Source organism: Streptomyces sp. cmx-18-6 (assembly GCF_046548915.1).
Lineage (GTDB): Bacteria > Actinomycetota > Actinomycetes > Streptomycetales > Streptomycetaceae > Streptomyces.
In genome coordinates this window covers 184,759-205,293 of record NZ_JAEBEP010000013.1, presented here as the reverse complement: position 1 = coordinate 205,293, position 20,535 = coordinate 184,759, and the positions used below count along the sequence as shown (strand labels likewise).

Sequence of the window (20,535 nt, the reverse complement as noted above, 5' to 3'; positions counted from 1 at the left end):
TGCGGCCCGTACCCCTGTCGGCGGGGGTACGGGTCGTACGCGTACCGCTGTCAGGTGGTGACGGGCTCGCGGGCCCGCGCCGCGCGCTCCAGCGCGTGTTCGACCACCGCGATCAGCACGTCCCGCACCGAGGAGCGGTCCCGCGCGTCGCACAGGAGCACCGGCACCTCGGGGTCGAGGTCGAGGGCGGCCCGTACCGTCTCGGTGGGGAACCGGCCCGCCCCCTCGAAGCAGTTGACGGCCACGGTGAACGGGATCTGCCGGCGCTCGAAGTAGTCGACGGCCGCGAAGCAGTCCTCGAGCCGCCGGGTGTCGGCGAGGACGACCGCGCCCAGGGAGCCCTGGGCCAGCTCGTCCCAGAGGAACCAGAAGCGGTCCTGGCCGGGTGTGCCGAAGAGGTAGAGGACCAGGTCCTCGCGGAGCGTGATCCGGCCGAAGTCCATGGCCACCGTGGTGGTGGTCTTCCCCTCGATCCCGTCCAGGTCGTCCACCGGGCGGCCCGCCTCGGTCAGCTGCTCCTCGGTGCGCAGCGGTCTGATCTCGCTGACCGCGCCCACCGCGGTCGTCTTGCCGACGCCGAATCCGCCCGCCACCAGGATCTTCAGGGTGACGGGCTCGACGGGCCGCTGATTCTTGCGGCTAGAGCGCCCGAAGGCCATTGATAACCTCGCGAAGAATGTTCACGTCCGGCAGCTCGGCCGGCGGAACGGGACGGGTGACGTGCACCAGCTCGTCCTCGACGAGATCGCCGACCAGGACGCGTACCACCCCTACCGGGAGGTCGAGTCCTGCGGCGAGCTCGGCGATCGACTGGGGCATGTCGCTGCAGAGTTCGACGATGGTGACGTGTTCGGGCGCGAGCGTCTGGTCCCGGCCCGGGTCCTCGGCGGCCGGTTCGGGCACGACGAGGGCGATCAGGTCGAGCCGGTGCCGGGAGGCGCTGCTCGTACGCCCCCGGGTCATGGCGTACGGACGGACCACCGGCCCCGCCTCGGCGTCGTACCAACGCGAGGACTGGGGGTCGGCGGGCGCGTCGGCGGGTCCGGGGTTCGTGGGCCCGGGGTCCGTGCCCCGGGGGGAGTCAGCGCTCATGCCCGCACCTCACCCTCCGGCGGGCAGACCGGTCGTCCGCGGGGCGTTGGCCAGGTGCGCGCCCACGCGCTTGACCATCAGCGTCATCTCGTACGCCACCTGTCCCACGTCGGAGTCGGCGTCGGCCAGGACCGCGAGACAGCTGCCGTCCCCGGCGGCGGTCACGAAGAGGAACGCCTCGTCCAGTTCGACGATGGTCTGGCGCACCTGGCCCGCGTCGAAGTGGCGTCCCACGCCCTTGGCGAGGCTGTGGAACCCGGAGGCGACCGCGGCCAGGTGCTCGCTGTCCTCCCTGGTCAGGTCCTGCGACGCGCCGGTGGCGAGCCCGTCGCTGGAGAGCACCAGCGCCTTGCGGATGCTGGCGACGCGCTGGACGAGTTCGTCGAGCAGCCAGTTCAGTTCGCCCGAGCCGTGGCGTGCGGGGTTGGGTGCTGCGGCGTTCGGTGCGGTCATCGACCGTCCCCTCCCGGAGTGGTTCCTGGTGCTGTTCCTTCGGAGCCGGCCGTGTCGTCGGCGTCCTCGGCGTCCTCTGCGTTCTGCCGACGACCGCGCTGCCAGCCGCGTTGGAGTGAAGCCATGCGGTTGCGTACCTCGTCCGCGTCACGCTCGACGTCGTCGACCGTGTCCACGGGCGCCCGGTGCGGAGTCCGGTCCTCGGAGTCCGCGCGGAGCTGGGGGGCGAGGCTGGCCTGCCGGACCCGCCGGGGCAGGCCGCCCACGGTGTCGGGGGCGGTCGGGCCGGCCGGTGCCGGGGTGGCGCCGTGCCGTGCCTCGGTGCTGTCGCGCTGTGCCTGAGGGGCGTCTCGCCGCGTCTCGGTGCTGTCGCGCTGTGCCGGTGCGGTGCTGGGCGGTTGGGGTGTGCGGGGTGGTTCGGGGGTGTGCGGTGGTTCTGTGGTGCCGGGTGTTTCCCGGGTGCGGAGTGGTTCGGGGGTGCGCCGTGCGGCGCGGGCGGCCCAGGGGGTGGTGGGGATGGGCCGGGTTGCGTCGGTGGCGTGGGGGGGTGTGGCGGCTCGGGGCGCTCCGGTGTGCGGTACCGGGCCGGTCGGGGTGCGGGGGGCGGCCTCGGCGGCCGTGTCCTGATCCCGGTCGTCCACGCGGCGGCCCCGGTCGGTGACCAGCGTCGGCGGGGTGCGGCGGGGCAGCGGTGTCGGGCCGGCGGGGCGCATCGGGCGGACGGACGCCGTGTGCCCGTCGCCCTGGTCGCGGGCCTGCTGATGGTCGCGGTCGGTGTCGCGGCGCGGGCGGCGGGCGTCCTCGCGGCGCGCGTCCCGGTCGGCTTCGCGGCGCAGGTCGCGGGCGCGGAAGATGCCGCCGCGCTCGCTCTCGGTGTCCTCCAGGTCGGAGACTCCGTCGAGCACGGGGCCCAGGGCCGGGTCGAGGGCCGGGTCCGGTGAGCGGTCCAGGGGGTCGCCGGCGAAGTCCAGCGGGCCGACCGGGGCTTCCAGTTCGACCGGGCCGTCGAGGGCGGCCGGTCCGGTGAGGCCGGCGGGGACCGGGGAGAGGACGGCGGATCTGCCGCCCGCCCTGCGGTCGCCGCCCGCCGTGGCCTTGTCCGCGGACGGGGTGTCGCCGTTGGCGCGGCCTCCGCCGCCGATGGCGCGCTCGGCCCGGCGGTCGAGACGGAAGCCGGTGCCGTGGGTGTCGGGGGCCTCGGTGAGGAGGGCGGCGGGGATGAAGACGACCGCGGTGGTGCCTCCGTACGGCGATTTCTGCAGGGAGACCCGGACGTTCTGCCGCTGGGCGAGCCGGCTGACCACGAAGAGGCCGAGGCGGTCGGTGTCGGAGAGCTCGAAGTCGGGGGTCTCCGCGAGCCTGAGGTTGGCGTCGAGGAGGACTTCGGGGGGCATGCCGAGGCCGCGGTCGTGGATTTCGAGGGTGAAGCCGTTGGAGACGCGTTCGCCGTGCACCTGGACCGCGGTGTGCGGGGGTGAGAAGACGGTGGCGTTCTCCAGGAGTTCGGCGATCAGGTGGGTCAGGTCGGCCACGGCGGGGCCGCCCACGCCGATCCGGGGCAGCCGCCGGACCTCGATGCGTTCGTAGTCCTCGACCTCGGCGACGGCGGCCCGGACCACGTCCATCAGCTGGATGGGCTTGCGCCACTGGCGGGAGGGGGCGGCGCCGGAGAGGATCACGAGCCCTTCGGCGTGGCGGCGCATGCGGGTGGTGAGGTGGTCGAGGCGGAACAGGTCGGCGAGCTCGTCGCTGTTCTCGGTGCGGCGCTCCATGGTGTCCAGCAGAGTCAGCTGGCGGTGCAGGAGGACCTGGTTGCGGCGGGCGAGGTTGACGAAGACCTCGGAGACGCCGCGGCGCATGTCCGCCTGCTTGACGGCGGCCTCGACGGCGGCGCGCTGGAGGGTGTTGAGCGCCTGGCCGACCTGGCCGATCTCGTCGCGCTCGTAGGTGAGGTGCGGGGCCTCGGTCTCGACGTCAACCTGTTCGCCCGCGGCCAGCCGGCGCATGACGCTGGGCAGCCGGACGCCGGAGACCTCGTGGGCGTCCTTGCGCAGCCGGGAGAGGTCGCGGACGAGCTGGCGGCCGATGCGTACGGAGACGAAGATCGAGACGATCAGGGCCAGGAAGCCGAGCACTCCGGCGACGCCGGCCTGGGCGAGGACCCGGTATCCGGCCGGTTCGGCGCGGTCCTGGAAGCGGTGGCCCATCTCCGTGGAGTCGTTTCCCAGCCGGTCCAGGACGGGCGAGGCGGCCTCCTGCCAGCGTTCGATGTCGACGGCGCCCGGGCGCTTGACGGGACCGGCGGCGATCAGCGTGTCCTCGGCGGTGCGCAGCGGTTCGGCGTCCGGGCTGCTCCAGAACTGTTCGACGCGCCGGCGTTCGGCGGCGGGAAGGTTCTCGAGGCTGACCTCGTAGAGCAGTTCGCGCTGGGCCGCCAGGCCGGATATCTGCCGCAGTTCGGCGGTGGTGAAGCGGCCCGCGATGAGCCCCGAGGCGACGAGTGCGTCCTCGCGCGACAGCATCTCGCGGGCCCTGGATATCCCGACCAGGGCTCGCATCTGCTTGTCCAGCGACGCGTCCTCCAAGGTGTGGAGGCCGTTGAGGAAGCGGTACGAGGGGTCGACGAGGCCGTTGTAGAAGTCGAGCGCCTTCGCCCGGCTGATGGTGCGCTTCTCGACCGAGTCCCGCAGGGAACCCAGGCCGTCGACGGCGCTCAGGATCGCGTCGAGACGGGTGCGGGCCTCGGCGTTCAGCGCTTCCCGGACGTCGGGCTGCCGGGCGTTGTCCCTGACCTCGGCCACGGTCCGGTCGGTGGCGGCGCGCTGTCGCAGCAGGACGGGCAGGGCGTCGGAGGCCCGGGGGTCGGCCAGGAAGACGAGGGTCTGCCGGCGCTCCGCCTGCACGGCCCGGACGGTCTCCTCCAGCGGCCCGCCGACCTTCTCCACGATGGCGCCGGCGCTCATCAGTTCGCTCGCCTGACGGCCGGTGATGTACGTGGCGAGGACCCACAGGCCCGTGAGGGAGACGAGCGGCACCAGCAGCAACGCCACGATCTTCCTGCGGATGGACTTCCCGCGAAAGCGCATGGCCTCCCCCAGCTCGGCCCCGCACCGCGGGGGTGGTCTTCTCCCGGTCGTCCCTCGGCCCCGGCCTCCGGTGTCCGCCGTCGCGTACACCGGCGCGCATCGGGCGAACGCGGGCGAGGGTCCGTCCTGCGTCAATAAACGGCGCGAGCCTACTACTGACACAGAGACAACTCGAAGACACGTCCGGATGATTTTCAGCCGTCCGGTCAAGGTTTGATCATGAATTGTCCCGGTATTCCCGGAGATGAAGTTCGCGAAAGCGACAGAGGCTACCCACCGACCCACCCGGCGCGGGCCCGTATCAGTTGGCTGGAATTATTCGTTCCGTGACGTTCCGGCCCTCCCGGTGGCTTTCAGGGGGAATCTTCGGAGCGGGTGGTTCGTCCATATGTACGGGGTAGGCGCAGGGGCGGGGCGCGCGCGGTAGTACGGAGCGCATTCGCCGCGTAGAACCGGCGCAAGCCGGGCAGCCACCCTGAAGTCGGACAGTGGCGGGGAGTTGAAGGATCTTGAGTACGCAGGAACGGGGAATCACCGGAGCACCGGTCGGCGCCGCGAGGGTGGACGCCGAGGACGAGGCACGGGTTCCGCGGCAGTTGTGGGTGGAGGAGCCGGCGTCCAAGCGACGGATGCCGGACGCGGTGCGGACGGCCGCCGTGCGCGCCGTTCTGATCATGTCGCTGACGATCGTTCAGGCGGTGGTCGCTTTTCTGTGCACGTTGGCCGGCTCCTGGCTGGCCTTCCCCATGGTGCTCAGCAGCGTGGCCAGCACGGTGGTCGCCACGTGGGCGGTGCTGGACGTCTGGGTCACCCGGCAGGTGTGGAACCAGCGGCACGGCGTGCTGTCCGAGCCGAGCAGCACCGCCCGGCAGATGCGCCGCGAGCGGCGTCAGGCCCAGCGGGCGGCACGGGCGGCCGAGCGCGACGGGGCGGCCGGCAGGATACGCGGCCGCCGGAGCACCGGCGATCTCTCCCGGGCTTGAGGCCGGTCGGCGGGACCTTCCGGGCCCGAGCGGTCGCGTCGGGCCCGCGCCGTATGTATGCCGTAGCCGACACACGGACCGGCGGCTATGCCTCCGGCGGTGATTCCGGCTGTGCTTCCGTGGCTTGGACGGCCGGGGCTTGGACAGCCGGGACCGGGGCCTCGCCGGCGGGTGCCGGAGCCGGGGTCTGCTGCCCGCTCCGCTTGAACATGCGGGTCGCCGTGATCTCGCCGTGGACCGTCTCGCCGTCCGGGTCCTGCTGGGGCAGCCCGGGGCGCAGGTGCTCCTCCACGCTGATGTACTTCAGCCCCGCCCGCAGGTCGGCGTCATTGCGCAACCGGATGACCAGCGGGAATTCGGCGAGCGCGGTCGTGTCGAAGAGGCCCGTCGTGTAGAGCAGTTGCACGCCCAACGCGTCGGAGACCGCGCGCTGGAGCTCCAGCAGATACGTGGCGTTGGCCCGGCCGATCGGGTTGTCCAGGAACAACGTGCCCGCGTGCCGGTGGCGGTCGCGGCCCCGGTCGTTGCTGCGCAGCGCCGCCATCGTGCAGTACAGGGCGATGGCGGCGGTGAGCAGCTGGCCACCGGAGAAGACGTCGCCCATCTGCCCGACCGGGACGCGCTCGGCGCGGAGCACCGCGTCCGGCTTCAGGATCTCCACCGCGATGCCCTTGGGTCGCAGGGCCGCCTCGACGCCCCGCAGCAGCAGGGACATGCCGTCCCGGCGCAGGTCGGAGTTCTTCTTGAGGGCGGCGTGCGTGGCCTCGTCGATGACCTCGCCGAGGCGTTCGGTGAGGGTGGCCTGGTCAGGCTCCTCGAAGCGGATCCGGAGGAACTCCTGCCCCGACCACTCCCCCAGCCCCTCGGGGAGCTGGGAGAGCCGCTGGGCGGAGCGCAGGGTGGCGAGGGCCGACTCGACCAGGCCGCGCAGCCGGTCGACGATGGAGTCGCGGTTGCGCTCCAGCTGGACCAGCTCGTCGGTGAGGACGCGCAGCCGGGGCGCGAAGGCGTCGGCCCACTTCTGGGCGTGGTCCGGGAGCGCCGATGCGGGCAGTTCGCGGATCTGCTGGCGGGCGGGGGTGCGGACCTGCTCGTAACGGGTGGAGTTGGCGTGCCGTACGAGAATGTCGCTCGCTTCCCGCACGGCGCTCTCGGCGGCCGAGAGGTCGGCGGTGCAGCCGCGCAGGGAGCGGCGGGCCTCGGCGGCGGACTGCCGGGCCTCCTCCAGGGTGCCGGGATACGGGTCGGGGGCCTCGGTCCCGTCCTCCGCCCCGTGGTCGCGGAGCAGGTCGCGCAGGAGGGCGGCGGTCTCGTCGAAGCCGCCCGCCGAGTCCTCGGCGGTGCGATGGGCGTGCAGCAGCTCGCTGTGGGCGGCGCGGGCGGTGTCCAGGGCGGCGGTGGCGGCGGCCAGTTCGGCGGTGGCCGTACGCAGGAGGGCCTGGGCCTGTTCGGCGTCGGCCGGGACGAGCTCGTCGGGCAGCTCGGTGTGGTGCGGCCGCTCGTCGTCGGGGGCGAGCCGCTCGGCCTCGCCACGGAACCGGCCCAGCTGCTCACTGGCGGTGGACGCCCGCGTCTCCAGGAGCTGTACGTGGGATTCGGCGCGGGCCGCCGCCGCCTGGCGGGAGGGTCCGTCGGCTCCGTCGGTGCCTTCCAGGAGCTGGGCGGCCCGGGTGCGGACCTTGTTGGTGAGACGGTCCAGCTCCGCGAGGGCGGCGCTCTCGTCGCTCTCGGCACGGGCCTGTTCGGCGCGCAGGTCCGCGCCGACGCCGACCTTCTCGTACAGCTGCGAGGCGGCCCGGTACGCCTCGCGGAGCGTGGGCAGGGCGGTGCGGGGCTTGTTCTCGTCGGGCTCCGGGAGGACTTCGGGGGCCCCGGCGATCTCGGCGCGCTCCGCACGCAGCGCGCGGGCGGTGCGGCGGGCGTCGTCCCCGGCGCGCTGGGCGGCCCTGCGGTCCTCGTCGGCGGCGCGGGCCAGGTCGAGGCAGACGGCGGCGCGGGCCTCGGACTCGGCGGCCTCGTCGACCAGTTCGCGCAGCCGGACCTGCCAGCGGGCCCGCTCCCGCAGCCGGTGGGCGAGACCGGCGAGGGCGTCGGCGACGCGTCGGGCGCGCTGGGCGGCCTCCTGGCGTTCCTCGCGGACCCGGGCGGTGTCGGCGGCGGCCTCGTCGGCCTCGGCGCGCGCGGTGCGGGCCTCCGTGAGGACGGCTTCGGCGCTCTCGGCCGCCGTACGGGCGGTGGCTGCGGCCTCGGCCAGCTCGGCGAGCATGCCGGGCGGGCAGTCGGCGCGCCAGGAGCCGATGCGGGCGGCGAGGGCGCGGTCACCGGAGAGGCGGGCGGCGAGCGTCCGGATGTCCTCGTCGCGGGCGGCGGCACGGGAGCGCAGGGCGTGGCGCTCCTCGTCGGCGGCGTGCTCGTCGTGCATGGCCGGGTTCGGCGGGACGAGGAAGACGCCGTGGTGCTGCGCGTCGGACCCGGTGCCGGGGTCCGGGACGGGGGCGAGGAGGGCGGCCGCGGTGCCCACGGCGACGGCCGAGCGGGGCAACAGGGCCGCGCTGCCGAGGACTTCGCGGGCGCGGGTATGGGCGTCGGGGTCGGTGATGACGACGCCGTCGACCAGCTCGGGCCGGGCGGCGAGCACGGCGGCGTGGTCGGCCGGGTCGACGGCCTGGGCGAGGTAGCGCCAGCCGGGCAGGGCGGGGATGCCGTGCTCGCCCAGATACTCGACGGTGGCCAGGACGTCGGGCCCCGGGGGCAGCAGCCCGCCCTCACCGAGCGCGCCGAGGATGCGGGCGTCGTCGGCTGCGGCGGTGCGCAGGTCGAAGAGGCGGCGCTCGGCGGCGGTGACGGACTGGTCGAGCAGGTCGCGCAGTTCGTCGGCGCTGCGGTCGAACTCCTGGGCGCTGAGCGGCTGATGGGCGGGCGCGGCCTGGGCGGCGAGGGCGATCGCGCTGTCCGGGGAGGACCCGGAGGCGGGGCTTGCGCCGTCGCCGTGGTGGCCGGGGGTCGTGCCGTTGGCCTGGGGGCCGGTGGCCGTGGCGTTGCCTGGGTGACCGGCGCCTGAGCCTGAGCCCGGACCTGACCCTGGACCCGTGCCTGCCCCTGAGCCCGGACCTGTGCTGTCGTCGCTCTGCGCGGCGCTGCGGGCGGCGGCGGTCCCCCGGCCCGCTCCCGGCGTCTCCTCGGCCGCTCCCCGGCGGGGGTGCGGGACGCCCGTACCGGACGGCAGGCCCAGCAGGTCCGCGAGGCGGGGGTCGGCGGCGAGGGACTCGGCGGCCCCGAGCTCGTCCTCGTAACTCTGTTCCGCAGCCGTGGCCGCGTCGGCGGCGCGGGCGGCGGCCAGCTCGGCGCGGCTCTCGGTGGCCGCCGCCTCACGGGCGTGGTCGGCGGCGGTGCGTGCGGCTTCGCGGGCGGTGTCCCAGGCGGCGACGGCGGACTGTTCGGCGTCGCTGGCGGCCAGGGCGGCGCGGGCCGGGTCGGCGTCGGGCGCGGTGTTGTCGAGCCAGCCGGCCCGCACGGCCTCGCTGGTCTCCTGCTCGACCTCGGCGAGGCGCTGGCGCAGATGGCCGGCCTCGCTGCGGGCGCGCTGGGCCTCGGTGGCGGCGACCGTGGCGTCGCGGTGGGCGCGCTCGCCGGTGGCCTGGAGGGTCTCGGAGCGCTCCTCCTCCTCGTTGGCGACGCGCTCGCCGTCCTCGGCCGCGGTGTGCAGGGCCCGTACGAGGTCGGCGGCGGCGGTGGCGCGGGCGGCGAGGGCGGGGGCGGCGTCGCGCTCGGCCTCACGGATGGCGACGGCGACCCTGGCGGAGCGGTCGGCGGCGGCGCGGTGCCGCAGGACCGCTTCGGCGGCCTGCCAGGCGGCGTGCAGAGTGCGGGCCTCGGCCAGCTCCTTGCGTCCGGCGGCGGCGCTCTTCTCCGCGCCGGCCAGGGCCAGGGAGGCGTGCCGGTAGGCGAGTTCGGAGGCGATCAGCGAGCGGTGGCCACGGGTGGACTCGGCCTCGGTGACCGTATGGGCGGCGGCGGTGACGCGCTCGGCCAGCTCGGCGGTCCGGCCGCGCTCCTCGGCGGCGCGGGCGGCCAGGCGGCGGGCCAGGGTGCGGCTGCGGCGCTCGGCGGCGGTGTGGATGTCGCGGCTGCGGGCGCGGGTTTCGGTGGCTTCGACGATCCGGCCGAGCAGATCGGCGGAGCCGGCGGTGAAGTCGCGTTCGGCGGTGAGCTCGGCGCGGCGGCCCAGCTTGTTGCCGAAGCCGCTGACCAGGTCGGCGAGGCCGTCGGTGTCGCGGGTGTCGGTGACGGCGCGGAGCAGCAGGTCGGTGAAGTCGGAGTCCTTCTTGACCGCGAAGAGGCCGGCGGCCTCGCCCTCGTCGGCGTTCATCTCGCGCTGGTAGCGGAAGAGTTCGGGGTCGAGTCCGAGGTCCCCGAGGTGTTCGTTCCAGCGGTCGTGGATCTCTTCCCAGTGCACGTCGAGGTGCTGGTAGAACTTGCCCGCGTCCACCAGGGCGTCGCGGAAGCCCTTCATCGTGCGGCGCCTGCCCCGGGCTCCGGAGACCCCTTCGGCGGGGCGGCCCACCGCGGTGGCCTCCGCGACGGGCAGGCTGTCCAGGCTGAGCCCGGGACCGGGCCGGAACGAGTACCAGGCTTCCGCGAACTTCCGCGGGTCGTTGGAGACCTGCCGCCCCCGCCACTCGCTGACCTTGCCGACGACGACGCACTCGCCGGTGAGGGTGTGCTGCCACTCCAGGGCGACATGCCCGCAGTCGTCCGCGAGCAGGAACTTGCGGAGCACGCCGGAGCTCGCGCCGCCCAGGGTGTTGCGGTGGCCCGGGAGCATCACCGAGAAGATCAGCTTGAGCAGGACGGACTTGCCGCCGCCGTTCTCCAGGAAGAGGACGCCCGCCGGGGCGGGCCGGCGCGGTGGGCCGACCGGCTCGTCCTCGAAGAACTCCGCCTGGGCGGGTGCGGGGGTGGGGACGGGCTCACCGACGCCGCGCAGGTCGAGGACGGTGTCGGCGTAGCGCGCACCGGCAGGCCCGATGGAGTAGAGGCGGACCCGGGACAACTCGTACATGGCGGCGGACTCTCGTCGTTCGGAGAAGCGGTGGCGGAGCTGGGCGGTGCGGGCTGGGTATGGCGGGTGGTGGAGCTGGGCGGTGCGGTGCGGACGGGTGTGGCAGGTGGTGGAGCTGGGCGGTAGGGGCGGGGTCAGGAGGAGTGGAAGGGCAGGCCCGCGTCGGCGGCCAGCTCCAGGTCGTCGGGGTCGGCCGGCGGCAGCAGGGTGGCGGAGCCGTCGGTGACGGGGACGACGCCCAGCTCCAGCAGCTCGGCCATGGCGGCGCTGCCCGCCATGTCGCGGACCTGGAGCTGGTAGCGGGCGGTGGTGCGGTAGGCGCCGCCCGCGTCGTCGCCGGTGCGCTGGAGGAAACCGGAGTCGGTGAGGAAGGCGACGGCCTTGCCGATGATGCCGGTGGTGGATCCGGCGAGCCGGCGGGCGTCCTTGGTGGCGCCGGTGGAGCTGCGGCGGGCGTAGATCCGCCAGCCGGATTCGAGGCCGGGGGCGTCGGTGGCGGGGTCGGTGTTGTCGCCCTGCTCCTCGGCGCGCTCCTCCAGCCGCTTGCACGCCTGGCGTACGAAGGCGTCGACGCCGTTGACCGTGATGCGGCCGATGTACGCGTCGTCGGCGAGGTCCTCGGGGCGCGGGAAGGCGAGGGCGGCGACGGCGAGGTGGGCGAGGCCGTGGAGGAAGCGGTCGGCGGCGTCGGAGGAGGCGCGGCGGGCGTAGTCGCCCATGCGGACGGCGAACACGGAGTCCTCGCCCGCCGTGACGGCCATCCCGGCGCGCGGGGAGACCTCCAGGACGATGAGGCCGAGCCCGGTGGCGACGGCGTCGGCGAGCCGGGCGAAGGCGCTCTCCTCCCGGTAGCGGCGGAGCAGGTCGGCGTATTCGGCGTCGCGGGCGGGCAGCAGCTTGGGCTGGAGCCCGAAGGAGACCAGGCGGGCGGCGTCGGCGGCGTCGGCCGGGGTGACGGCCGGCTGGCCGGTGGGCCCGGCGGGGTGCGGGTGCGCGGAGTCGCCCGCGTACGTCGTCGGGGAGGCGGCGTGGGCGGTGGAGGGGCTCGCGTACGGGCCGGTGGCGGAGCCCGCGTACTGCGCGGTGGAGGGGCCCGCGTACGCGGAGGGCTCGGTCCACGCGTCGGGGTGCTCGGCGTCGTGGTCGCTCACGGCTGGGACTCCTCGGTACGGAAGGGGTGGGGGTGCGCGGAACGTACGGGACCGGAACCAGGACCAGGACCGGGGCCGGTCACGACGCCTCCTTGCGGTCCGCGGCCATTCCGGCGGCGTCCAGCAGGGCGGTGCCCACGATCAGGTCCGCGCCGCCGAACTCCGGGTCGTCCAGCTCCGTACCGTCGTCCACCGCGAACAGCAGGCGGCGCTCACCCTGGCGGTAGGCGGTGCCGACCGGCGGGCTGGCCGCGTGGACGGCGAGCAGGGCGACCAGATAGGGCAGCTCGGGGTCGCCGCGGCGGGCCTCGGCGAGCAGCCCGGAGAGTCTGCGCGGCGCGTCGTGCTCCAGGTCGAGGAGGGCCATGGCGCTGGTGAGCTGGGCATCGCTGAACCGGCTGTCGTCGGGCGTCGCGATCAGGTCCGGCTCCGGCATCTCTATGCCGAGGTGCTCCCGCTCCAGCGGCGGGGTGAGGAGCATCTCGACCAGGTCGCCCACGCGCACGGAGGTGGGGGTGCGCAGTCCGGTGCCGTGCGCGAAGAACGCGTCGGTCGCCCGGAGGGACTGCTCGACGGGGAGCGGCAGGAGCGGGGCCAGGAGCTGCCCGTACAGATCGAGGCCCGCGTGGGCGGCGGGGGTGGCGAACGCCTGCCGGTCCTGCTCGGCGCGGAACAGCGGTCCGGCCTCCAGCAGCCGGGACTGGAGCTGGGTGTGGCGGCGGATGCAGTCCTTGACGATGTCGACGAGCTCGGCGGCCCGGCGCTTGTGCTCCGGCTCCTCGGCCTCGTCGCGCGCCTTGCGGATGTTGGTGAGGATCGCGTTCTCGTGGCGGTAGCGGTCGGCCACGTGGTCCAGGGCTTCCGCGATCATGTCGGGGACGGTGGTGAGCCAGTCGACCGCGCGGACGTTGCGCCGGGTGGCCTCCAGCGTGCGGCGCAGCGTCTCCGCGTACTGCACGGTGCGGTAGCGGGCCTGTTCGGCGGCGAGCTGGGCGTCGGCCAGGCGGCCCCGGCTGATCAGGACCTCCAGCTTGACCTCCGCGGCGATCTGGGCGCTGGTGACATCGGTGTCCAGCGCCCCGACCAGGACGTTGACGGCCTCGTCGGTGGCGCGGAGATAGACCGTGCCGCCGTATCCCGGGACCTCCTCGATCAGCTTGAAGTCGTAGTCCCGGCGGACGTAGACGCCGTCCGGGCCGAAGGTGCCGTAGACCGCGCGGAACCCCCGGTCGACGCTGCCGACGTTGATCAGGTTGTCCAGGACCCAGCGCGCGACCCGTTCGTGCTCGGCGACGGGGCGGTCCGGGGCCTGGGCTCCGACGCGGGGCAGCAGTCTGGCCACTATCTGGTCGTGGTCGGCCCCGGTGTCGAAGTCCATGTTGAGCGTGACGTGGTCGATCGCCGCGAGGGCGACCTCGGCCATGGCGTAGACCGTGTACTCGCCGGCCAGATTCGCCTTGCGCACGTCGAGGTCGTGCAGCGGCGCGGTGCACGCGAGCGCGCGCAGCCGCCGGGAGAGCCCCTCGTCGGCGGCGGGGCCCGGCGCGGGCCTCGGCCCCGCGCTGAGCTGCGGCGCAGCGTTTTCCGTGTCGGCAGGCGAAGTCACGTGGGACAGATTAGGTCCTCGCACTGACAACGGTCGAAACGGCGCTAATGCGACCGGGGCCGGGCGGCTTCCGGGCGGGCCGGGGGCCCGTATCCCCCGCCGCCCGGCGTACGCACCACCAGCACGTCACCGGCCTCCAGTTCGGCGGTGTCGCACCCCTCCAGCCGGTCGACGCCGCCCCCCGCCCGTTCGATGTGCTGGCTCCCGAGCGCCCCCGACTCCCCTCCCTCCGCTCCGTACGGCGGGACCCGCCGGTGCCCCGAGAGCAGCGCCACCGTGACCGGCTCCAGGAAGCGGATCCGGCGCTCCACGCCCCGGCCGCCGTGCCACCGCCCCGCTCCTCCGCCGTCCTCCCGGACGGCGAAGCTCTCCAGGAGGACGGGCAGCCGCCACTCCAGGATCTCGGGGTCGGTGAGCCGGGAGTTGGTCATATGGGTCTGGACGGCGTCGGTTCCGTCGAAGCCGTCGCCCGCCCCGGAGCCGCTGGCGACCGTCTCGTAGTACTGGACGCGGTCGTTGCCGAAGGTGAGGTTGTTCATCGTGCCGGACCCCTCGGCCTGGCCGCCGAGCGCTCCGTACAGGGCTCCGGTGACGGCCTGGGACGTCTCCACATTGCCCGCTACGGTCGCCGCCGGGTAGGTGGGATCGAGCATCGAACCGGGCGGAATCCTCACCTCCAGCGGTTTCAGACAGCCGCTGTTGAGGGGGATGTCCTCGCCGACGAGGGTGCGGAAGACGTAGAGGACGGCGGCCATCACCACCGAGCGGGGCGCGTTGGCGTTGCCGGGTCGCTGCGGCGAGGTGCCGGCGAAGTCGATCACGGCGCCGCGCGCGTCGCGGTCCACGGTCAGCGTCACCTGGATCACGGCCCCGTCGTCGGTCTCGTAACGGAAGCCGCCGTCGTGCAGCCGGGCGACGATCCGGCGTACGGACTCCTCGGCGTTGTCCTGGACGTGCCCCATGTACGCCTGCACGACGTCGGCCCCGAACTGGTCGACCATGCGGCCGAGTTCCGCGATGCCCTTCTCGTTGGCGGCGATCTGGGCGCGGAGGTCCGCGAGGTTGGTGTCCGGGGAGCGGGAGGGGTACGGGGCGGAGGCGAGCAGTTCGCGGGTCTCGGCCTCACGGAGGCGGCCGTCGCGGACCAGGAGCCAGTTGTCGAAGAGCACGCCCTCCTCGTGGATCGTCCGGCTGAAGGCGGGCATGGAGCCGGGGGTGATGCCGCCGATCTCGGCGTGATGACCGCGCGAGGCCACGAGGAACCGCAACTCCCCCTCGTCGAACACGGGCGTGATCACCGTGACGTCGGGGAGGTGGGTGCCCCCGTGGTACGGGTCGTTGACGGCGTACACGTCTCCGGGGCGCATGCTCCCCTCGTTGCGCCGGAGCACCTCCTTGATGGACTCCCCCATCGAGCCGAGGTGCACCGGGATGTGCGGGGCGTTGGCGATCAGGTCGCCCCGGGCGTCGAACAGGGCGCAGGAGAAATCGAGGCGCTCCTTGATGTTGACGGAGTGGGCGGTGTTCTCCAGGCGGACGCCCATCTGCTCGGCGATCGACATGAAGAGGCTGTTGAAGACCTCCAGCAGCACCGGATCCACCCGGGTGCCGACCGCCGTCCGGTCGGGCCGGGGGCGGACCCGGGTCAGCACCAGGTGCCCGGTGGCGCTGCCCGCCGCCTGCCAGCCGGGGTCGACGACGGTGGTGGCGGCGTCCTCCGCGACGACGGCGGGCCCCGTGACGGTGTCGGTGGGGCGCAGGTCCTCGCGGCGGTGGAGGGGGGCCCGCTGCTCCCGCCCCTCGGCGTACACGGTGACGGTGTCGAACGGCTGGAGCGGGCCCTCGCGGGGTGCGGGGTCGCGCGGGCCCTCGCGGGAGGCGGGGCCGTGGGGATGGAGCGCGTGCTCCCCGGTGGTTCCCGTGGCCTCGACCGAGACGGTTTCGACGACCACCGGCTTGTCCATCGTGAAGCCGAACCGGGTGCGGTGCCCGGCCGCGAACTCCTCGCTCATCGCGGCCACGGAGGCCGGCGCCACCGCGAGCGCCGCGTCCGTCCCCGCGTACCGCAGCAGGATGCGGGCGCGCGTGCTGATCGCGGAATCGGGCACTCCATCGGCCCGCAGGGCGTCCCGGGTACGGTCGGCCAGCTCATCGCAGAGCCAATCGACCCTCCCCCGTACGGTCTCGTCGAGCTCCGCCTCCACGGACTGTTCGCGCATGGCGGTGGCGTCGGCCAGGCCGATGCCGTACGCGGAGAGCACCCCGGCGAGCGGGGGTACGAGGACGGTGTCGATGCCCAGCGCGTCCGCGACGGCGCAGACGTGCTGGCCGCCCGCGCCGCCGAAGCCGGTGAGGGCGTAGCGGGTGATGTCGTGGCCGCGCTGCACGGAGATCTTCTTGACGGCGTTGGCCATGTTGAGCACGGCGATCTCCAGGAAGCCCGCGGCCACTTCGGCCTCGGCCGGCCTGCGTCCGGTGGCGCGCCCGATCTCGTCGGCGAGGTCCGCGAACTGCCGGCGGACGGTGTCGGCGTCGATCGGAAGGTCGCCGTCCGGTCCGAAGACGGCCGGGAAGTGGGCGGGCTGGACGCGGCCCAGCATGACGTTGGCGTCGGTGACGGTGAGGGGGCCGCCCCGGCGGTAGCAGGCGGGGCCGGGGACGGCGCCGGCGGAGTCGGGACCGACGCGGTAGCGGCGGCCGTCGAAGTGGAGCAGGGAGCCGCCGCCCGCCGCGACGGTGTGGATGCTCATCATCGGGGCGCGCATCCGCACCCCGGCGACCTGGGTGCCGAGCTCGCGTTCGAACTCTCCGGCGTAGTGGGACACGTCGGTGGAGGTGCCGCCCATGTCGAAGCCGATGACCCGGTCGTGTCCGGCCTGCCGCGACGTACGGACCATGCCGACCACGCCCCCGGCCGGTCCGGAGAGCACGGCGTCCTTGCCGCGGAACCGGGCGGCCTCGCGCAGTCCGCCGTTGGACTGCATGAACAGGAGCCGGATGCCCTCCAGGCGGGCGGCGACCTCGTCGACGTACCGGCGCAGCACGGGTGAGAGGTAGGCGTCGACGACGGTGGTGTCGCCGCGCGGGACGAGCCTGATCAGGGGGCTGACCTCGTGGGAGGCGCTGACCTGGGTGAATCCCGCCTCACGGGCCGCGTCCGCGACGGCCCTCTCGTGCGCCGGGTGGCGGTAGCCGTGCATCAGGACGACGGCGGCGCTGCGCAGCCCGTCCGCGTGGGCGGCGCGCAACTGCTCGCGTACGGGGTCGAGTTCGAGGGCCCGCACGGTGCGGCCTTCGGCGTCGATACGTTCGGGGACCTCGATCACGCGCTCGTGGACGGCCTCCGGGAGGACGATGTGCCGGTCGAAGAGGCGGGGGCGGTTCTGGTACGCGATCCGCAGCGCGTCCCGGAAGCCCTCGGTGACGAGCAGCACGGTCGGCTCGCCGCGCCGCTCCAGCAGGGCGTTGGTGGCGACCGTCGTGCCCATCCGGACGGCGGCGACCCGGTCGGCGGGCACGGGCTCGCCGTCGTCGAGACCCAGGCCGAGGAGCAGACGGATCCCGGCCACGGCCGCGTCGTCGTAGCGGTCCGGGTCGTGCGAGAGGAGCTTGCGGGTGACCAGCCGCCCGTCCGGGCGGCGGCCCACCACGTCGGTGAAGGTGCCGCCCCGGTCGATCCAGAACTCCCAGCGTCCGGTCATGGCGCCATTCTGGGCCCGCGCGCGCGAACTCGCAGAGCTCCGGCGCACGGACTGGCGGATGGCCGCCGGCACGAACTCGCGGACGCCCACGTGCGCGAATCCGCGGGCGGAGAAGACCCGGCCCGCCCTGATCCGAACGAGAGGCGCTAGTCCAGGAAGAGCGCTGCCAGCCGGGGCAGGTTCCGGCGCGTGGCCTCGGCGTCCTCCGCGTCCCAGCTCTCCCCGCCCGGCTCCCTGAGCCGTATTCGGTCCTGGTCGGCCGCCGCCACGGCCGCGTAGAACTCGTCGCCCGATCCCCCGGCGCGCGCGTACGCCTCCCGCGCCGGGCCGTCCAGGGACTCGTAGCCGATCCAGCCGCCCTTCCCACGGCTCATCCGGACCACGACGGGCAGGGCGGCCAGGGAGTCGGGGTCGGCCACGGCCCGGGTGAAGACCTCGCGCCCGAGCAGGACCAGCCCGTCGCGGAAGTCCATGAACCCGTCGTCGCCGCAACCGCCCTCGATGAGATACGCCGCGTTCCACAGAGGCCGGCGGTAGGCGGACTGGGTCACCTCGTCCGCCGTCGCCGCGAAGTCGACGATCTCCGCGGGCTCCAGGGCCGCGAGCACGCCGGTCAGTGCGTCCGGCAAGGGGTCCTCGGGCAGGTCCCGGTCGTCCGCCCGGTCCCCGGCCGCCTCACGCGCCCGGTGGACCAGCCCCCACCACTCGTTGATGTCCATGGTGAGAAGCGTAGGAGGGGGGTCTGACAACGCCCCCCTCCCACGGACCGGCAGCGGTTCAGAGCGCCGGTGCGTCCGGTCCGATCCGGCTCCGCACCGCCGTCTGCACCTCGGCCTCCTCGGCCGGGTCGGCGGCGAGGCGGCGCAGGCGTTCCTCGACGCGGATGTCTCCGGTCTCGGCGTGCAGGGCGGCCACCTCGCGGGTGGTCTCCTCGCAGTCCCACAGGCACTCCACCGCGAAGCCGGTCGCGAAGGAGGGGTCGGTGGCGGCGAGGGCGCGGGCGGCCCGGCCGCGCAGGTGGGAGGAGGACGTCTCGCGGTAGACGTGGCGCAGTACGGGTGCGGCGCAGGCGATGCCGAGGCGGCCGGCGCCGTCCACGAGGGTCCACAGCCGGGGGGCGTCGGGGCCTTCGCCGCGTACGGCTTCGCGCAGCGCGCCGAGGACTTGGGGAGCGTCCTGGGCGGTGCCGCGGCAGGCGAGGATCCCGGCGGCGGAGGTCCCGAGGGCGTCGGGCCGCCTGGCCCAGCGCCGGGCGCGTTCCACGGCGTCGTCCCCGCACATCCGCTCGAAGGCGGCGACGGCCGCGTCCGCGACGGTGCGGGCGGGGCTGAGGGCGGCGGCCTCGATGAGGTCGAGGACGGCGGGGTCGGCCGCCTCGGCGAGGTAGTGCAGGGCGGCGCAGCGGGCGCCTTCGGAGCCGTCGCGGGCGGCCTCGATGATCTGGGGGCGGTCGTCGGGGCCGGCGACGGCGGAGAGGCAGCGTGCCGCGGGGACGTGCAGTTCGCTGCCGCGCTCCAGGGCCTGCTGGGCCCAGTCGAAGACGGCCTGGACGCTCCAGCCGGGGCGCGGGCCGCCGGGGCGCATCTGGCGCTGCCAGCGGTCGAAGGAGCCCTGCTCGGTGGCGGCCCTCACCCGGGCGCCGACCGCTTCGCGCGGGTCGTCGGCCCAGAGCCGCCAGGGGCGCGGTTCGAAGGAGTCCCGTACGGCGGCGGCGAGCTCGGCGGCGCCTTCCTCGGTGGCCGGAAAGCGACTGAGGACGGGCAGCGCGAGGGAGCGCAGAGCCGCGTCGTCGTCGCGGAGGGCGAGCTCGTCCAGGGCCCAGGCCCAGTTGGCGCCGGTGGCCGCGTAGCGCCTCAGGAGCGCCAGGGCGTCGTCGCGTCCGTAGGAGGCGAGGTGGCCGAGTACGGAGAGCGCGAGGCCCGTTCGGCAGTCGTCGGTTTCGGTGTGGTCGTCCGGGTCGCCGAGGTGGCGCGCGATCTCTTCGACGCCGCCGTCGAGGTCCAGGTACAGACGGGCGTAGTAGAGGGAGCGGTTCTCCACCTGCCAGTCGTGACGGGGGTCGCTCACGACGCAGTGGTTGAGGGCCGCGAGGGCCTCGGGGCGCGGTGCGGCGAGCGCGTGGAGCGTGCCGTCGCCGCGGCCCCTCTGCAGCAGGCCGAGCAGGGTGCCGCTCGGCGCTATGAACGGATCGAACATGGGAGAAAGCCTCACATCAAGCTGTCGACGCAACCGGGACTGTGCAGTGCCCCGTGCCCGTGGGCACGAGGGGGTGTCCGGGGGACACTCCTACGCCGCGCAGCGACATGATCGGCCGACCGCCGTCTTGTGCTTGGTGTAAAGCATCTTCCTCTGCCTCTCGTCGGTGGCCCGAAATGGACCCGCGACGTCATGATGACCCAGCCATTTCGCCACCGCGACCACATTTACGACGGACCGGTCAGCAGAGCCCTCGGCGGACACACCCGCACGTGCGGCCGCCGCCGTCTCAGCGGGCACCGAAGCGTTCCAGCAGGTCGGCCTTGCCGAACATCTGGGCCGTGTCCCGCGCGGACGGCGTACCGGCGGCGGGGTCGGCGCCCGCGGCGAGCAGGGCGTCGATGACGGCGTCCTCGCTCTTGAAGACGGCTCCGGCCAGCGGTGTCTGGCCGCGGTCGTTGGCCCGGTCCGGGTCGGCGCCGCGGGCGACGAGGGCGGTGACCGCCTCGGCGTGCCCGTGGTAGGCGGCGAGCATCAGCAGCGAGTCGCCCCGGTCGTTGGTGAGGTTGACGGGGACTCCGGCGTCGACGTACGCGGCGAGCGTCCCGGTCTCGCCGGTGCGGGCCAGGTCGAAGACCTTGGTCGCCAGCTCGACCACCTCGGGATCGGGGGTTTCGCTCATCGCGCGGGCCGCCTTCCTTGACCGTCGCCGCGGCTGTTCGCCGCTGCTGACCGGTTGTCCGTGGGGCGTACGGCCGGGGCCGTACGAGTGAATCGACAGGGTACTGCTCCGGGCCGGACATGACCGGGCCCGGATACGGCAAAGGATCACCGAGGGTCATACATGCCCGGCACGGGCGGCGAAATTCCGCGCGCGGGCCACGGGTTCCTTGGACCGGTCAAGTGAAAATGCGTTTTATTCACTCGATTGCACCTTTTATCACATAGATACTTCGCGTGATCCTGGAAGGACTCATGGTGACTGTCCCCTCAACCAGGAGATCCGCTCATGATCCTTTCCATCTCGGGCGTGGTACTGCTCGCCATCGTCGTCTTCCTGTTCTTCAAAAAGGACGGGCTCAAGGCGTCCCACGCCATCGTCTGCGCGCTGTTCGGCTTCTACCTGGCCGGCACCGCGATCGCGCCGAGCATCACGGCGGGCGGGGCGAGCCTCGCCGGCCTGCTGGGCGGGATCAAGTTCTGAC

13 protein-coding genes are annotated in these 20,535 nt (G+C 74.0%); 2 read left to right on the top strand and 11 right to left on the bottom strand.

Annotated elements, in window-relative coordinates; genetic code table 11:
• Positions 1-50: 50 nt before the first annotated feature.
• From ACLJPL_RS27505 to ACLJPL_RS27490, 4 genes are read right to left on the bottom strand one after another with little or no spacing between them, the layout of a single operon-like run.
• Entirely contained in the window at positions 51-659 is a 609-nt protein-coding gene (locus tag ACLJPL_RS27505) for a GTP-binding protein (RefSeq protein WP_411083623.1), read from the bottom strand.
• Positions 640-1,092 carry a DUF742 domain-containing protein gene (locus ACLJPL_RS27500; RefSeq protein WP_411083622.1) on the bottom strand — a complete coding sequence of 151 codons (453 nt, stop codon included), beginning with the start codon at positions 1,090-1,092 and terminating at the stop codon, positions 640-642. Before ACLJPL_RS27500 ends, ACLJPL_RS27505 begins: the two co-directional genes overlap by 20 nt.
• A 9-nt stretch (positions 1,093-1,101) precedes the next feature.
• Complete coding sequence (locus ACLJPL_RS27495; protein WP_411083621.1) at positions 1,102-1,545, bottom strand: roadblock/LC7 domain-containing protein; 444 nt, start codon at positions 1,543-1,545, stop codon at positions 1,102-1,104.
• A complete protein-coding gene (locus ACLJPL_RS27490; RefSeq protein WP_411083620.1) occupies positions 1,542-4,631 on the bottom strand; it encodes a nitrate- and nitrite sensing domain-containing protein in 3,090 nt (1,029 codons plus the stop codon). Before ACLJPL_RS27490 ends, ACLJPL_RS27495 begins: the two co-directional genes overlap by 4 nt.
• A gap of 629 nt (positions 4,632-5,260) precedes the next feature.
• Between ACLJPL_RS27490 and ACLJPL_RS27485 the strand changes: the two genes are divergently transcribed.
• Positions 5,261-5,614 (top strand): hypothetical protein, encoded by a 354-nt coding sequence (locus tag ACLJPL_RS27485; protein WP_411083637.1) that lies wholly within the window; start codon positions 5,261-5,263, stop codon positions 5,612-5,614.
• A gap of 85 nt (positions 5,615-5,699) precedes the next feature.
• On the opposite strand, the gene ACLJPL_RS27480 is transcribed toward ACLJPL_RS27485, so the two are convergent.
• The 7 genes from ACLJPL_RS27480 to ACLJPL_RS27450 form a co-directional block, all read right to left on the bottom strand.
• Entirely contained in the window at positions 5,700-10,676 is a 4,977-nt protein-coding gene (locus ACLJPL_RS27480; protein WP_411083619.1) for a hypothetical protein, read from the bottom strand.
• A gap of 134 nt (positions 10,677-10,810) precedes the next feature.
• Entirely contained in the window at positions 10,811-11,827 is a 1,017-nt protein-coding gene (locus ACLJPL_RS27475) for a hypothetical protein (RefSeq protein WP_411083618.1), read from the bottom strand.
• A gap of 79 nt (positions 11,828-11,906) precedes the next feature.
• A complete protein-coding gene (locus tag ACLJPL_RS27470; RefSeq protein ID WP_411083617.1) occupies positions 11,907-13,433 on the bottom strand; it encodes a hypothetical protein in 1,527 nt (508 codons plus the stop codon).
• A gap of 44 nt (positions 13,434-13,477) precedes the next feature.
• Entirely contained in the window at positions 13,478-17,134 is a 3,657-nt protein-coding gene (locus ACLJPL_RS27465) for a hydantoinase B/oxoprolinase family protein (RefSeq protein ID WP_411083616.1), read from the bottom strand.
• 146 nt (positions 17,135-17,280) lie between these two features.
• Positions 17,281-17,853 (bottom strand): DUF4240 domain-containing protein, encoded by a 573-nt coding sequence (locus tag ACLJPL_RS27460; RefSeq protein ID WP_411083615.1) that lies wholly within the window; start codon positions 17,851-17,853, stop codon positions 17,281-17,283.
• Positions 17,854-17,911: 58 nt separating this feature from the next.
• Entirely contained in the window at positions 17,912-19,330 is a 1,419-nt protein-coding gene (locus ACLJPL_RS27455) for a HEAT repeat domain-containing protein (RefSeq protein WP_411083614.1), read from the bottom strand.
• A gap of 289 nt (positions 19,331-19,619) precedes the next feature.
• Positions 19,620-20,012, bottom strand: coding sequence for an ankyrin repeat domain-containing protein (locus tag ACLJPL_RS27450; RefSeq protein WP_411083613.1), 393 nt, complete (start codon positions 20,010-20,012; stop codon positions 19,620-19,622).
• A gap of 327 nt (positions 20,013-20,339) precedes the next feature.
• Here ACLJPL_RS27450 and ACLJPL_RS27445 point away from each other — a divergent pair, with 327 nt between their 5' ends.
• On the top strand, positions 20,340-20,534 hold the full coding sequence (locus ACLJPL_RS27445) for a hypothetical protein (RefSeq protein WP_003970432.1): 195 nt from the start codon (positions 20,340-20,342) through the stop codon (positions 20,532-20,534).
• The last annotated feature ends 1 nt before the right edge of the window (position 20,535 follow it).

Coding starts and splice junctions, on each gene's coding strand:
- ACLJPL_RS27505 (WP_411083623.1), bottom strand. CDS start 659: ATGGCCTTCGGGCGCTCTAGCCGCAAGAATCAGCGGCCCGTCGAGCCC.
- ACLJPL_RS27500 (WP_411083622.1), bottom strand. CDS start 1,092: ATGAGCGCTGACTCCCCCCGGGGCACGGACCCCGGGCCCACGAACCCC.
- ACLJPL_RS27495 (WP_411083621.1), bottom strand. CDS start 1,545: ATGACCGCACCGAACGCCGCAGCACCCAACCCCGCACGCCACGGCTCG.
- ACLJPL_RS27490 (WP_411083620.1), bottom strand. CDS start 4,631: ATGCGCTTTCGCGGGAAGTCCATCCGCAGGAAGATCGTGGCGTTGCTG.
- ACLJPL_RS27485 (WP_411083637.1), top strand. CDS start 5,261: ATGCCGGACGCGGTGCGGACGGCCGCCGTGCGCGCCGTTCTGATCATG.
- ACLJPL_RS27480 (WP_411083619.1), bottom strand. CDS start 10,676: ATGTACGAGTTGTCCCGGGTCCGCCTCTACTCCATCGGGCCTGCCGGT.
- ACLJPL_RS27465 (WP_411083616.1), bottom strand. CDS start 17,134: ATGACCGGACGCTGGGAGTTCTGGATCGACCGGGGCGGCACCTTCACC.
- ACLJPL_RS27460 (WP_411083615.1), bottom strand. CDS start 17,853: ATGGACATCAACGAGTGGTGGGGGCTGGTCCACCGGGCGCGTGAGGCG.
- ACLJPL_RS27455 (WP_411083614.1), bottom strand. CDS start 19,330: ATGTTCGATCCGTTCATAGCGCCGAGCGGCACCCTGCTCGGCCTGCTG.
- ACLJPL_RS27450 (WP_411083613.1), bottom strand. CDS start 20,012: ATGAGCGAAACCCCCGATCCCGAGGTGGTCGAGCTGGCGACCAAGGTC.
- ACLJPL_RS27445 (WP_003970432.1), top strand. CDS start 20,340: ATGATCCTTTCCATCTCGGGCGTGGTACTGCTCGCCATCGTCGTCTTC.